This window comes from Sphaerisporangium sp. TRM90804 (assembly GCF_029846175.1).
GTDB lineage: Bacteria > Actinomycetota > Actinomycetes > Streptosporangiales > Streptosporangiaceae > Sphaerisporangium.
On sequence record NZ_JARWAC010000042.1, the window covers coordinates 19,700 to 33,930 of the forward strand.

3 protein-coding genes are annotated in these 14,231 nt (G+C 76.0%); all 3 read left to right on the forward strand.

Annotated features, from left to right (window positions below; translation table 11 throughout):
• Positions 1-30: 30 nt before the first annotated feature.
• The 3 genes from PYR91_RS35665 to PYR91_RS35675 all read left to right on the forward strand — a co-directional run bounded on the left by PYR91_RS35665 (position 31) and on the right by PYR91_RS35675 (position 14,199).
• Positions 31-2,880, forward strand: a complete 2,850-nt coding sequence (locus PYR91_RS35665) for an aminotransferase class III-fold pyridoxal phosphate-dependent enzyme (protein WP_279787323.1) — start codon at positions 31-33, stop codon at positions 2,878-2,880.
• Positions 2,881-3,019: 139 nt separating this feature from the next.
• Positions 3,020-4,222, forward strand: coding sequence for an acyl-CoA dehydrogenase family protein (locus tag PYR91_RS35670; RefSeq protein ID WP_279787325.1), 1,203 nt, complete (start codon positions 3,020-3,022; stop codon positions 4,220-4,222).
• Positions 4,210-14,199, forward strand: a complete 9,990-nt coding sequence (locus tag PYR91_RS35675; protein ID WP_279787326.1) for a type I polyketide synthase — start codon at positions 4,210-4,212, stop codon at positions 14,197-14,199. Before PYR91_RS35670 ends, PYR91_RS35675 begins: the two co-directional genes overlap by 13 nt.
• Positions 14,200-14,231 lie beyond the last annotated feature (32 nt).

Genomic DNA, 14,231 nt, shown 5'->3' on the forward strand with positions numbered 1-14,231 from the left:
CGCCCCTCCCACCGATCCGAGGAGTCCCCGATGACCACGCCGACCCCCTACTCCGACTGGTTCCTGACCGCGCTGCTGGCCGTCAGCAGGATGGACGTCGTCTACACCCGCGCCAAGGGCGGCACCCTGTACCACCGGGACGAGAACGGCGCCGAGGTGGCGGCCCTCGACCTGGTGGGCGGGTGGGGCGCGCTGCTGCTCGGCCACAACCCTCCGGAGATCGTGGCCCGGGCCAAGGAGTTCCTGGACGCCGACTCGCCGGTGCACGCGCAGCTCTCCGTTGCCGCCGCCGCCGACGAGCTCAGCGGCCTGCTGAACGACGTCCTGCGCCGGGAGTTCCCCGGGGTCGAGCGTTACGCCGTCACCTACGCCAACAGCGGGGCCGAGGCGATCGAGGTCGCGCTCAAGCACGCCGAGCTCGACCGGCTGCTGCGGGTGAAGGCGCTGTTCGAGGAGATCGAGTGGAACATCGGCGCCGCGGTCGCCGCCGTCGGCGGCGGGGAGGCGGAGCTGCCGGACACGATGCCCGGCGGCCACGAGCCGCCGGCCGACGTCGAGGCCCTGGTGGCGTCGCTGACCGCGCTGGCCGGGGGCAACCTCGCGCACCTGGCCCGCCCGCCGGTCTTCTTCGCCCTGGAGGGCGCCTTCCACGGCAAGCTCACCGGCGCCGTGCAGTTCACGCACAACCCGCTCTACCGGGCGGCGTTCCAGACCCTCGGCCCGGCCGTCAAGTTCGTGCCGGCCGGCGACCCGGAGGCGGTCGAGCGGATCGTCGCCGAGGAGCGCGCCACCGTGTTCGACGTCGCGGTGGTGGACGGCAGGGTGCGGGTCGTCGAACGGGACTTCCCGATCTTCGCCGGCTTCCTGGTCGAGCCGATCCAGGGCGAGGGCGGCATCCGCCCGCTCACCGAGGACTACGCGCGGCACCTGCGGCGGATCTGCGACGAGATCTCCTGCCCGATCATCGTGGACGAGATCCAGAGCGGCATGGGCCGGACGGGCGCCTTCTTCGCCGGCTCGCACATCGGGCTGCGCGGCGACTACTACACCCTCGGCAAGTCGCTGGGCGGCGGCGTCGCGAAGGTGTCCGCGACGCTGGTGCGCGACTCCCTCTACCGCCCGGAGTTCGGGCTGATGCACAGCTCGACCTTCGCCAAGGACGGGTTCTCCACCGCCGTCGCGCTCGCCACGCTGCGCCTTCTCGAAGCCGACGGGGGGCAGGCCTACCGGGTCGCCGCCGAGCGCGGCGAGCGGATCATCGGCGTGCTGAACGGGCTGGCCGCCAGGTTCCCGGACGTCATCAAGGAGGTCCGCGGCAGGGGGCTGCTCATCGGGCTGGAGTTCGCCGACCAGAGCGCCGCCCCGTCGGCGATCGTCAGGGACAAGGCCCGCTCGGGCACCCTCAGCTACACGCTGGCCAGCTACCTGCTGCACGTCCACGGCATCCGCATCGGGCCGACCGCGAGCGACCCGGGGGTGCTGCGCATCGAGCCGTCGATCCTCATCTCGGACGACGACATCGAGCGGCTGGAGAGGGGCGTCGAGCAGCTGTGCCTGATCCTGCGCGCCTCCGACGCCCTGCACCTGGTGCACCCGCTGACCCGGCCGGGGTCGGTGAAGCCGCGCGCCGAGATCAGGGAGTTCCGGGCCGCCGCGCAGGCGCCGGCCGACGGCGGCCGGGCCGAGCAGGCGGGCCCGCCCGCGCGCAAGGCCGCGTTCGTCACCTACCTGACGGAGCCAGGGCTGCTGCGCGAGCTGGACCCGTCGCTGGCGGAGCTCGGCGACGACGACCTGGAGGCGTACGTCCGCAGGCACGAGCCGCTCAAGGCGACGACGCCGCTCCCGGCGGTGCGGGTCGACACCTCCGAGGGCGCGTCGGTGGACCTCACCGTCTACCCGCTGCTGGCCACCGCCGGGCAGATGAACGGCTACCTCGCCGCGGGACAGGCCGGAGCCGTCCTGCCCGACATCCAGGCCCGGGTCCTCGCGGCCAGGGAGGACGGCTGCGAGGTCGCCGGGCTCGGCTTCGCCATCGGGGCGCTGAGCGGCCACGGCGCCGCGCTGCGGGTGCCGCGGATCACGCTCACCTCCGGAACCGCGCTCACCGTCGCGTCCGCCATGAACGCGCTGGAGTCCGCGGCGCGCGAGCGCTTCGGCGGCCTGGACGGGCTGACGCTGGCCGTCGCCGGCGGCGGCGGGCGCGTCGGATCCGTCTGCGCCGCGCTCGGCGCGGAACGGGTATCCAAGATCATCCTGCTGGGCAGCGGCCGCGACGGCTCGGCCGGGCGGCTCCGGGCGACGGCCCACCGCGTCTACCAGGACGCGTGGTCCCTGATCGCCGAGGGCGGCGCGGTCGCCGGCATCCCGGCGCTGCTGTCCAAGGAGCCGCTGATCGACGAGTGGATGCGGGAGAAGCGCGACGCGAGCGTCCCCAGCGGCGAGCTGATCGCCGCGTACCTCGAAGAGCGGTACGGCGGCGACCCGTTCGTCGTCCTGACCGACGACCCCTTCGCGGTGCGGGAGGCCGAGCTGGTGGTCTCCGCGGCCCCGGGCCTGGGCCCCGTCCTCACCGGTGAGCACCTCGCCGACGGCACGGTGGTCTGCGACGTCGCCGGGTCCGGCGCCCTCTCGCCCGGCCTCCGGGCGCTCCGCGACGACCTGCGGTTCGTCCTGGGCGGCGTGCTGAGCGCCCCGGACGGCGCGGGCATGCCGCCGGGGGCGCGAGGGTCCCTCGGGGAGGGGCGGATGTCCGCCGCCGCCGTCGAGGCCGTCGTCCTCGCGCTGGCCGGCTCCGGCCACGCCGGCGGCCCCCTCACCGGCGCGCGGGTGCGCGAGATCGCCGAGCTGGCCGAGCGGCACGGCTTCCGGCAGGTCGTCTGATCCACGGTCCGGGCGGCCTGGTCCGGGGAACCAGACCGGCCGCCCGGATTTGTCACCACGAAGCAAGGCACCAGGGGATCTGCGGCGTTTACTGGCGGGCGAGGGCTACGCGAGTGCGCGCTCTGACGGAGGAGGACCTGTGACCGTAGTCATGCCCGGGGAGTCGGGCGGCACCATCGGGCGGCCGGACGACGCGAAGGAGCTGCTGGACCGTGCTCGCGAGCTCGTCCCGCTGCTGCGCGCCAACGCCCCGCAGACCGAACGCGACATGCGTCCCGTGGCCGACAACCTGGAAGCGCTGCGCAAGGCCGGCCTGTTCCGGCTCACCACCCCGGTCAGGTACGGGGGACACGACCTCAGCCTGCCCGACCTGCTGAAGATCATCTTCGAGGTGGGCCGGGGATGCGCCTCGACCGGCTGGATCGTCGCCAACGACGCCGCGTCGACCAGCTTCACGCTCACCTTCCCCGAGGCCGCGCTCGACGACATGTACGCCGGCAACCCCGACGTGCTGGTGCTGTCCACCTCCAACCTGAGCGGCGCGAAGGCCGTCCGGGTCGACGGCGGCCACACCATCTCCGGACGCTTCCCCTGGAGCTCGGGCAGCGAGTTCTCCGACTGGGTGTTCATGGGGCCGGTCTTCGTTTTCGACGGCGAGCAGCCGGGCGCGCTGATGTTCGGCCTGGTGCCGATCGACCAGGTGACCGTCGAGAAGACGTGGAGCTGCGCCGGCATGTCCGGCACCGGCACCCACACCATCGTCGCGACGGACCTGTTCATCCCCGACTACCGGACGCTGGTCTACGACCTGTCCGGCGAGAACCAGCCCGGCGAGGACGACCGGGGCACCGACGTCATCAAGGGAAGCCTGCAGTCGCTGGCCGCGCTCGTGGGCGCCGCCCAGGGGGCGCTGGACACGACGCGCGAGATCCTCGCCAAGGGCAGGCCGATCACCTTCACCACCTACACCTCATCGGCGGACTCCCCGGCGGTGCAGCTCCGGTTCGCCGAGGCGGCCCACCTGATCGACACCGCCGTGCTGCACATGCTGCACGCGGGGGAGGCGCTCGACGGGATCGACCCCGCCGCCCCGGTGCCCTGGGTGGAGCGGAGCCGGGTCAGGGCCCACATGGCGTCGGCCCTGGGCCGGGCGAGGGAGGGCGTCGACAAGCTGCTCGACGTCGCGGGCGCCAGCGGCTTCGCGCTGTCGAACCCCCTGCAGCGGTACTGGCGCGACCTGAACGTCGGCAGCCGGCACAACAGCCTGAACGCCCCGATCATCTTCGAGGACTACAGTCGCGCCCTGCTCGACATCCGGCCCTCGGTGACGTGGATCCACTGAGGGGTGCGCCCACCCGGCCGAGCGAGGGCGCTGAGGCGGACGGCGAGCCGATCGCCGTGGTCGGGCTGTCGTGCCGGCTGCCGAAGGCGCCGGACGCCGCGCACTTCTGGCGGTTGCTGCGGGACGGGGTGAACGCGGTCGCCGAGGCCCCGGAGGACCGGTGGCCCGGCGGCTCGCTGCCCCACCGTTTCGGCGGGTTCCTCGACGCGGTCGACCGGTTCGACGCGGGATTCTTCCGCGTCTCCCCCCGCGAGGCCGCGGCGATGGACCCGCAGCAGCGGCTCATGCTGGAGCTGAGCTGGGAGGCGCTGGAGGACGCGCGCATCGTGCCGGCCGCCCTCGCGGGCGGCCAGGTCGGGGTGTTCGTCGGCGTGATGGGTGACGACTACGCCCTGCTGCAGGACCGCCTCGGCCCCGGCGCCGTCGACCAGCACACCATGACCGGGTCGCGCCGCGCCATCATCGCGAACCGGATCTCGCACGCGCTGGGGCTGCGGGGCCCGAGCATGACCGTGGACGCCGCCCAGTCCTCGTCGCTGGTCGCCGTCCACCTCGCCGCCGAGGCCCTGCGGCGCGGCGACTGCGCGGTCGCCATCGCCGGCGGCGTGAACCTGAATATCCTGGCCGAGACCACGCTCGGCGCGGTGCGGTTCGGCGGCCTGTCGCCGGACGGCCGCTGCTACACCTTCGACGCCCGCGCCAACGGCTACGTGCGCGGTGAGGGCGGCGGGGCCGTGGTGCTCAAGCCGCTGTCGGCCGCCCTCGCCGGCGGGGACGAGATCTACTGCCTCATCGCCGGCGGCGCGGTCAACAACGACGGCGACGGTGACGGCACGGACGCCGGGCTGACCGTGCCCAGCCGGTCGGCGCAGGAGGAGGTCATCGCCGCGGCCTACCGGCGCTCCGGAGTCGACCCCCTGGACGTGCGGTACGTGGAGCTGCACGGCACCGGCACGAAGGTGGGCGACCCGATCGAGGCCGCCGCGCTCGGCTCATCCCTGGGCTGTCTGCGCCCGGCGGGCTCCGCGCTGCTGGTGGGCTCGGTGAAGACGAACATCGGCCACCTGGAGGGCGCCGCGGGCATCGCCGGCCTGCTCAAGGTGGCGCTGAGCCTGCGGCACCGCCAGCTGCCGCCCAGCCTGAACTTCGAGACGCCCAACCCCGGCATCCCGCTGGCCGACCTGCGCCTGCGGGTCCAGACCGAGCTGACCGGGTGGCCCGAACCGGACCGTCCCCTGGTGGCGGGCGTGAGCTCGTTCGGCATGGGCGGCACGAACTGCCACCTGGTGCTGTGCGAGCGCCCCGCCCCCGCCCCCCGGCCGGTCTCGCGCTCCGCGCCGAAGGCGCTGGCCTGGCCGGTGTCGGGCGGCACGCCGCAGGCGCTGCGCGCGCAGGCCGCGCGCCTGCTGTCGCACCTGGCCGACAAGCCCGGGCTGGACGCGGCCGACGTCGGCCTGTCCCTGGGCACCACCCGCACGGCGTTCCGCCACCGGGCGGTGGTCGTCGGGGCCGACCGCGCCGAGCTGACGCGACGGCTGGAGACGCTCGCCGCCGGCGCCGCCGCCGACGGGGTCGTGCTCGGGTCCGGCGCCGTCGCGGGCAAGACGGTGTTCGTGTTCCCCGGGCAGGGGGCGCAGTGGGCGGGCATGGGCGTCGCCCTCCTCGACACCGCCCCGGCGTTCGCCGAGCAGATCGAAGCGTGCGAGGCCGCCTTCGCGCCGTACGTCGACTGGTCGCTGCGCGACGTGCTGCGGTCGGCGCCGGGCGCGCCCGGCACCGACCGCGTGGACGTGGTCCAGCCGGTGCTGTTCGCGATGATGGTGTCGCTCGCGCGGCTGTGGCGGTCGTACGGCGTGGAGCCGTCCGCCGTCGTCGGCCACAGCCAGGGCGAGATCGCCGCGGCCCACGTCTGCGGCGCGCTCTCCCTGGAGGACGCCGCGCGTGTGGTGACGCTGCGCAGCCGGGCGCTGGTCACGCTGGCCGGCAGCGGCGCGATGGCGTCCGTCCGGCTGCCGGCCGGGGAGGTGCGGCGGCGGACGGACCGCTGGGCCGGTTCGCTGTGGATCGCGGCCGTGAACGGGCCGTCGTCGGTGACGGTGTCCGGCGTCCCCGCCGCCATGGACGAGCTGCTCGCGTCGCTGGCCGCCGAGGGCGTCGACGCGCGCCGGGTCGCGGTCGACTACGCCTCGCACTGCGACGGCGTCGAGCCGATCCGCGAGCGGCTGCTGGACGTGCTGGCCGAGGTGGAGCCGCGGCCGGCCCCGGTGCCGTTCTACTCCACGGTGACCGGTGACGTGCTGGACACGGCCGGGCTGGACGCCGGGCACTGGTATCGCAACCTGCGCCAGACCGTCGAGCTGGACCGGGCGACCCGTGCGCTGGTGCGCGACGGCCACGCCCTGTTCGTCGAGTGCAGCCCGCACCCGGTGCTGCTCCCGGCCGTGCAGGAGACCATCGAGCACGCGGCCGAGCACCGCGCCGTCGTGGTCGGCTCGCTGCGCCGCGGCGACGGCGGGCTCGGCCGGTTCCTGACCTCCCTCGGCGAGCTGCACGCCGGGGGCGGCGTCGTCGACTGGGACGCCGTGTACGCCGGCACCGGCGCGCGGCGGATCAGCCTGCCCCACTACGCCTTCCAGCGCGCCCGGCACTGGCTGGACGCCGCCGACGGCACGGCCCGGCCGCGGCTCCACCCGCCCGCGGGGGAGGCCGCGGACGCCGGGACGCCGTCGGGGCACGACGCCGAGGCGGACGGGCTCGCTGACGCGCCCGCGCTGGCCGGGCTGCCCGCGCACGAGGCCGAGGCGGCGCTGCGGGAGATCGTCCGCACGAACGTGGCGATCGTCCTGGGGCACCTCACGCCGGCCGCGGTGGACCCGGGCCTGACGTTCAGGGAGCTGGGCTTCACCTCGCTGTCGTCGGTGGAGCTGAGCAACCGGCTGAGCGCGGCGACCGGGATGCGGCTGCCCTCCGGCCTGCTGTTCAACCACCCGACCCCGGACGAGCTGGTCCGCCACCTGAGCGCCGCACTGTCCGGCGCCGGGGACGCCGGACCGGGGACGGGCTCGCCCGGTTCGCCCGGTTCGCCCGAGGCGGGCGGCGACGACCCGATCGTGATCGTGGGCATGGCGTGCCGCCTGCCCGGCGGGGTGGCCTCGCCCGAGGACCTGTGGCGGCTGCTGTCGGACGGCACGGACGCGATCTCGGAGTTCCCGGCCGACCGCGGCTGGGACCTGGACCGTCTTCACCACCCCGACCCCGACCGGCCCGGGACGACCTACGTCCGCCACGGCGGTTTCCTGCACGACGCGGACCGGTTCGACGCGGAGCTGTTCGGCATCAGCCCGCGCGAGGCGACCGCGATGGACCCGCAGCAGCGCCTGCTGCTGGAGACCTCGTGGGAGGCGCTGGAGCGCGCCGGGATCGACCCGGCGCGCCAGAAGGGCGCGAACGTGGGCGTGTTCGCCGGGGCGATGGCACAGGAGTACGGCCCCAGCCTGCGCGCGGCCGAGGACGGCTACGACGGCTACCGGCTGACCGGCAGCACGGTCAGCGTCGTGTCCGGCCGCGTCGCCTACACGCTCGGCCTGCAGGGGCCCGCGGTCACCGTGGACACCGCCTGCTCGTCGTCGCTGGTGGCCCTGCACCTGGCCGCCCAGGCTCTGCGCCAGGGCGAGTGCGCGCTGGCGCTGGCGGGCGGCGTCGCCGTGATGGCGAACCCCGGCATGTTCGTGGAGTTCAGCCGGCAGCGCGGCCTGTCCCCGGACGGCCGGTGCAAGGCGTTCTCGGCGTCCGCCGACGGCACCGCGTGGGCCGAGGGCGCCGGGATGGTCGTGCTCGAACGGCTGTCGGACGCCCGGCGGAACGGCCACCGGGTGCTGGCCGTGGTGCGCGGCAGCGCGGTGAACCAGGACGGCGCCTCGAACGGGCTGACCGCCCCGAACGGGGTCGCGCAGGAACGGCTGATCGGCCGCGCGCTGGCCGGCGCCGGCCTGACCGCCGCGGACGTCGACGTGGTGGAGGCGCACGGCACCGGCACCGGCCTCGGCGACCCCATCGAGGCCGACGCGCTGCTGGCCGCCTACGGCCGCGACCGCGACCGTCCGCTGCTGCTGGGATCGCTGAAGTCCAACATCGGCCACGCCCAGGCCGCCGCCGGCGTCGCCGGCGTGATCAAGACGGTGCTGGCCCTGCGCCACGGCATGGTCCCCAAGACCCTGCACGTCGAAGAGCCGACCCCCCGGGTGGACTGGTCGGCCGGCGCGGTCGAGCTGGTCACCGAGCCCCGCGAGTGGCCCCGGACCGGGCGTCCCCGGCGCGCCGGGGTGTCGTCCTTCGGCATAAGCGGCACGAACGCCCACCTGATCCTCGAACAGGCCCCCGCCGACCACGCCCCGAACGGCGAGCCCGCCGACCCGGTCGGGCGCGCGCCCGGTGGGCGGGTTCCGAACGGTGAGGCCGCCGGGCCGCTCGGGCAGACGTCCGGTGGGCGGGTCTCGGACGGCGAGCCCGCCGACCCGCTCGGGCGCGCGTCTGACGGGCGGGTTCCGAATGGTGAGGCCGCCGATCCGCTCGGGCGCGCGTCCGGTGGGCAGGTTCCGAACGGCGAGGCCGCCGGGCCGCTCGGGCAGGCGTCCGGTGGGCGGGTCTCGGACGGTGAGGCCGCCGGGGCCGTGGTGCCGTGGGTGCTGTCGGCCGGGGACGAGGAGGCGCTGCGGGAGCTGGCCGGCCGCCTGGCGTCCCTGATGGACGCCGAGGGCGCGCCCGGCGCGGCGGATGTCGGGTTCTCGCTGGCCGCCGCGCGGGCCGGGTTGCCGCACCGGGGCGTCGTCGTCGGGGACGGCCTGCCCGCCCTGCGGCGAGGGCTGGCCGCGCTGGCCGAAGGGCGCCCGGCGCCCGGCGTGGTGCGCGGCACCGCCGGGGAGACGCCGCGGGTGGTGTTCGTGTTCCCCGGGCAGGGTTCGCAGTGGGCGGGGATGGCGGCGGGCCTGCTGGAGGCGTCGCCGGTGTTCGCCGAGTCCATGCGCGCCTGCGCCGGCGCGCTCGCGCCGCATGTCGACTGGGACCTGCTACAGGTGCTGCGGGACGCCACCGCGCTGGAGCGGGTCGACGTGGTGCAGCCCGCGCTGTTCGCGATGAACGTGTCGCTGTCGGCCCTGTGGCGCTCGCTGGGGGTGGAGCCCGCCGCGGTGGTCGGGCACTCGCAGGGCGAGATCGCGGCCGCCTGCGTCGCCGGCGCGCTCAGCCTGGCGGACGCGGCGAAGGTCGTCGCCCTGCGCTCCAAGGCGGTGCGCGCGCTGTCCGGCAGGGGCGGCATGGTGTCGGTCTCGCTTCCCGAGAAGGAAATGGCCGACCGGCTGCGGCGGTGGGACGGCCGCGTCTCGGTGGCCGCCGTGAACGGCCCGGAGTCGGTGGTCGTCGCCGGCGAGCCAGAGGCGCTGGACGAGCTGGTCGCGGAGTGCGAGGCCGAGGGCGTGCGCGCCCGCCGGATCGCGGTGGACTACGCGTCGCACACCGCGCAGGTGGAGTGGATCAAGGACGACCTCGACGGCCTGCTGACCGGGCTCACGCCCCGCACTTCGCGGATCCCCTTCTACTCGACGGTGACCGCCGGCCCGTTCGACACCGCCGGCATGGACGGCGGGTACTGGTACCGCAACCTTCGCCGGCCGGTCCGGTTCGCCGACACCGCCACGGTGCTGGCCGAGCGGGGCCACACCGTCTTCGTGGAGGTCAGCCCGCATCCGACGCTGACCATGGCCATCCAGGACACCGCCGGCGACGTGGCGGCCGTGGGGTCGCTGCGCCGCGGCGAGGGCGGCCTGGAGCGGTTCCTGACCTCCGCGGCCGAGGTGTACGTCCGGGGGGTGCCGGTCGACTGGCAGGCCGTCCTGCCCGGCGCCCGGCCGGTGGACCTGCCCACGTACCCGTTCCGGCGGCGGCGCTACTGGTTCGAGCCGGCGTCCGTCCCGGGCTCCGCGGGCATCGGCGCGGCCGGGCTCAGCGCGGCCGGGCATCCGCTGCTGGGCGCGGTGGTGGAGCTGCCGGAGTCCGGCGGCGTGGTGCTCACCGGCGAGCTGTCCCTGCGGGCCCAGCCGTGGCTGGCCGACCACGGGGTGCTCGACACCGTCCTGCTGCCGGGCACGGCCCTGGTGGAACTGGCGCTGCGCGCCGGCGACGAGGTGGGCTGCGACCGGGTGGCCGAGCTGACCCTGGAGGCGCCGCTGGCCCTGCCGCCGCGCGGCGGGGTGGCGATCCGGGTCACCGTGGGCGAGCAAGACGCGTCCGGCTGCCGCGACCTCGCCGTGCACGCCCGGCTCACGGACGGCCCCGGTGGCTCGGCCGGTCCTGGTGGCTCAGGCGGTCTTGATGGCTCGTCCGGTCTTGGTGGCTCGGGCGGTTCCGGTGGCTCGGGCGGGACGGCCTGGACCAGGCACGCGAGCGGCGTGCTCACGTCCGGAGAAGAGGAGTCGTTCGAGCTGAGCGTCTGGCCGCCGCCCGGCGCGGTGGCCGAGGAGTGGGACGGCGACTACACCCGCTGGGCCGACCTCGGCTACCGGTACGGGCCCGCGTTCCGCGGGCTGCGCTCCTGGTGGCGACGCGGCTCGGAGATCTTCGCCGAGGTGGCGCTGCCCCCGGAGCTCGCGCCCGAGGCGGGCCGGTTCGGGCTGCATCCCGCGCTGCTGGACGCCGCCCTGCACCCCGCCGTCGCGGACGGCCCGGGATGCCGCCTGCCGTTCGCCTGGCGCGGCGTCTCGCTGCGGGCCACCGGCGCCACGACGCTGCGGGCGCGCATCGCGCCCGACGGCGACGGCGCGGTCTCCCTGCGCCTGGCCGACGCCACCGGCCGCCCGGTGGCCTCGGTGGAGTCCCTGGCCCTGCGCCCCGCCGCCCTTCCCACCGCGCCTCCCGGCCCGTCGGACGCGCTGTTCCGCCTGGACTGGACCGAGGTCCCCGTCCCGGAGGAACCCACCGCCCCACGCTCGTGGGCGATCGTCGGCCCCGACGAGTTCGCGCTCGCCACAGGCCTCGCCCCGTCCCCCGACCCGACCGGCCTCGCCGCCGGTGGGTCGGGTTCGGTCGCGTCCCCTGATCCGGCTGGCTTCGGTGCGGGTGGGTCGGGTTCGGTCGCGTCCCCTGATCCGGCTGGCTTCGGTGCGGGTGGGTCGGGTTTGGGTGCGTCTTCTGATCCGGGAGTGCCTGGCGCCGCCGGGGTGGGGCTGGTCACGTCCCCGGATCTGGCCGGGCTCGGTGCCGGGGGGCGGGTGGTGCCCGAGGTGGTGCTGGCCTGCTTCGCCGGGGAGGCCACCGCCGAAGGGGCGCGGGACGTGGCCGGGCGGGTGCTGGAGCTGCTCCAGGAGTGGCTGGCCGGGGAGCGGTTCGCCGCGTCCACGCTGGTGCTGCTCACGCGCGGCGCCGTCTTCGCGGAGTCGGCCGACGCCCCCGAGCCCTCCCCGGACCCCGGCGGCCTGGCGGGCGCCGCGGCCTGGGGCATGGTGCGGTCGGCGCAGTCGGAGCATCCCGGCCGGTTCGTGCTGGTCGACCTGGACGGCCTGGAGGCGTCCGTCGCGGCGCTGCCGGCCGCGCTGGCCGCAGGCGAGCCGCAGCTCGCCATCCGGGCGGGCCGGCCGCGGGCGCCGAGGCTGGCCAGGTTCACCGCGCCGGACACCCCGGCCCCGCCCGCGGGTGCCGCGGCGTGGCGGCTGGACGTCACCGAGCGCGGCACGCTGGAGAACCTCGCGCCGATCGACAGCCCCGAGGCGAGCGCGCCCCCGGGCCCCGGGCAGGTGCGCGTCTCGATGCGCGCCGCGGGCGTGAACTTCCGCGACGTGCTGATCGCCCTCGACATGTACCCCGAGGCGGGGGAGATGGGGTGCGAGGGCGCCGGAGTCGTGCTCGACATCGGGCCCGGCGTGACCGGCCTCGCGCCGGGAGACCGGGTCATGGGCCTGTTCCGCGGCGCGTTCGGCCCGGTCGCGGTCGCCGACCGGCGGCTGGTGACCAAGATCCCGCAGGGGTGGTCGTTCGCCCAGGCCGCCTCGGTGCCGGTCGTGTTCCTCACCGCCTACCACGCGCTCCGGCACGACGCCGGGCTCCGTGCGGGCGAGCGGGTGCTCGTCCACGCGGCCGCCGGCGGCGTGGGCCTCGCCGCCGTCGAGCTGGCCAAGCACTGGGGCGCCGAGGTCTTCGCCACCGCGAGCCCCGGCAAGTGGGACGCGCTGCGCGCCCGGGGCATCGACGACGCGCACCTCGCCTCCTCGCGGACCCGCGAGTTCGAGCACCGGTTCGGCGCGGTCGACGTGGTGCTGAACTCGCTGGCCGGGGAGTTCGTCGACGCCTCGCTTCGCCTGCTCCACCCCGGCGGCCGCTTCGTGGAGATCGGCAAGACCGACGTGCGCGCCGCCGAGGACGTCCGGGCGACCCGTCCCGGGGTGGACTACCGCGTGCTCGACCTGCTGGCAGCCGACCCCGGCCTCGTCGGGGACATGCTGGCCGAGCTGATGGAGCTGTTCGCCCGGGGCGCGCTCCAGCCCGTGCCGGTGCGCGCGTGGGAGCTGTCGCGGGCGCGCACGGCTTTCCGGTTCGTCAGCCAGGCCAGGCAGATCGGCAAGGTGGTGCTCACCCTGCCCGCGCCGCCCGACCCCGCGGGCACGATCCTGATCACCGGCGGCGCCGGCGCACTTGGCGGCATGCTCGCCCGCCACCTGGTGACCCGGCACGGTGCGCGTCACCTGCTGCTGACCGGCAGGCGCGGGCCCGACACGCCCGGCGCCGCCGCGCTCGCGGCGGAGCTGACCGCGCTCGGCGCGACGGTCACCCTGGCAGCCTGCGACGCGGGCGACCGCGAGGCGCTCGCCGCCGTGCTGGCGTCCGTCCCGGCGGAGCATCCGCTCACCGGGGTGGTGCACGCGGCCGGCCTGCTGGACGACGGCGTCATCGAGGCGTTGCGCCCCGGGCAGCTCGACCGCGTGCTGCGGCCGAAGGCCGACGCCGCGCTGCACCTGCACGAACTGACCGGCGGCATGGACCTGTCGATGTTCGTGCTGTACTCCTCGGCCGCCGGAACCCTCGGCCTGCCGGGCCAGGCGAACTACGCGGCGGCCAACGTGCTCCTGGACGCCCTCGCCCAGCACCGGCGCGCCCGCGGCCTGCCGGCCGTGTCGCTGGCCTGGGGACTGTGGCAGCAGCCCGGCGGCATGACCGGCGGGCTCGCCGCCGCCGACCTGAGCAGGATGACCCGCTCCGGGCTGGCCCCGCTGTCCACGCCGGACGGCCTGGCGCTGTTCGACGCGGCGGCCGGGGCGGGCGAGGCCGTGCTGGTGCCGCTGCGGCTGGACGCCGAGGCGCTGCGGGCGCAGGGCCGGGTGCCGCCGCTGTTGCGCGGGATCGTCCGCCCCGTCCGGGCGCGGCGGGCCGCCGTGGCCGCCACCGCCTCCGACGAGGCCCCGCTGGACGCGCGCCTGGCCCGCATGTCCGAAGCGGGCCGGGAACGGGCCCTGCTCGACCTGGTGCGCGAGCACACCGCCACGGTGCTGGCGCACGGCGCCGCGAGCGAGGTCGACGCCGGGCAGAGCTTCAAGAGGCTCGGGTTCGACTCGCTGACCGCGGTCGAGCTGCGCAACCGGCTCAGCGCGGCGACCGGGCTGCGCCTGCGCGCCACGCTGGTGTTCGACCATCCGACGCCGGCGGCGGTGGCCGGGCACCTGCGCGCCGAGCTGGGTCTGGCCCAGGCGCCCGCGGAGCCCCCGCCGTCCGCGCTGCTGACCGAGCTGGAGCGGATCCAGCACGGCATCGTGGGCCTGACCCCGGACGACGAGCTGCGTGCCGCCGTCATGGCACGCCTGGAAAGCCTGCTGACGCACGTCAGGGAGGCCCCCGCCGCCGGGGCGGGCGAGCTGCCGGAGGTGGCCGAGCGCCTGAGATCGGCCAGCGTCGACGAGCTCTTCGACTTCATCGACAGCGAGCTCGGCACGTCCTGACCGGGCGTGCGCACCATCGGGAGGGTGGGGTC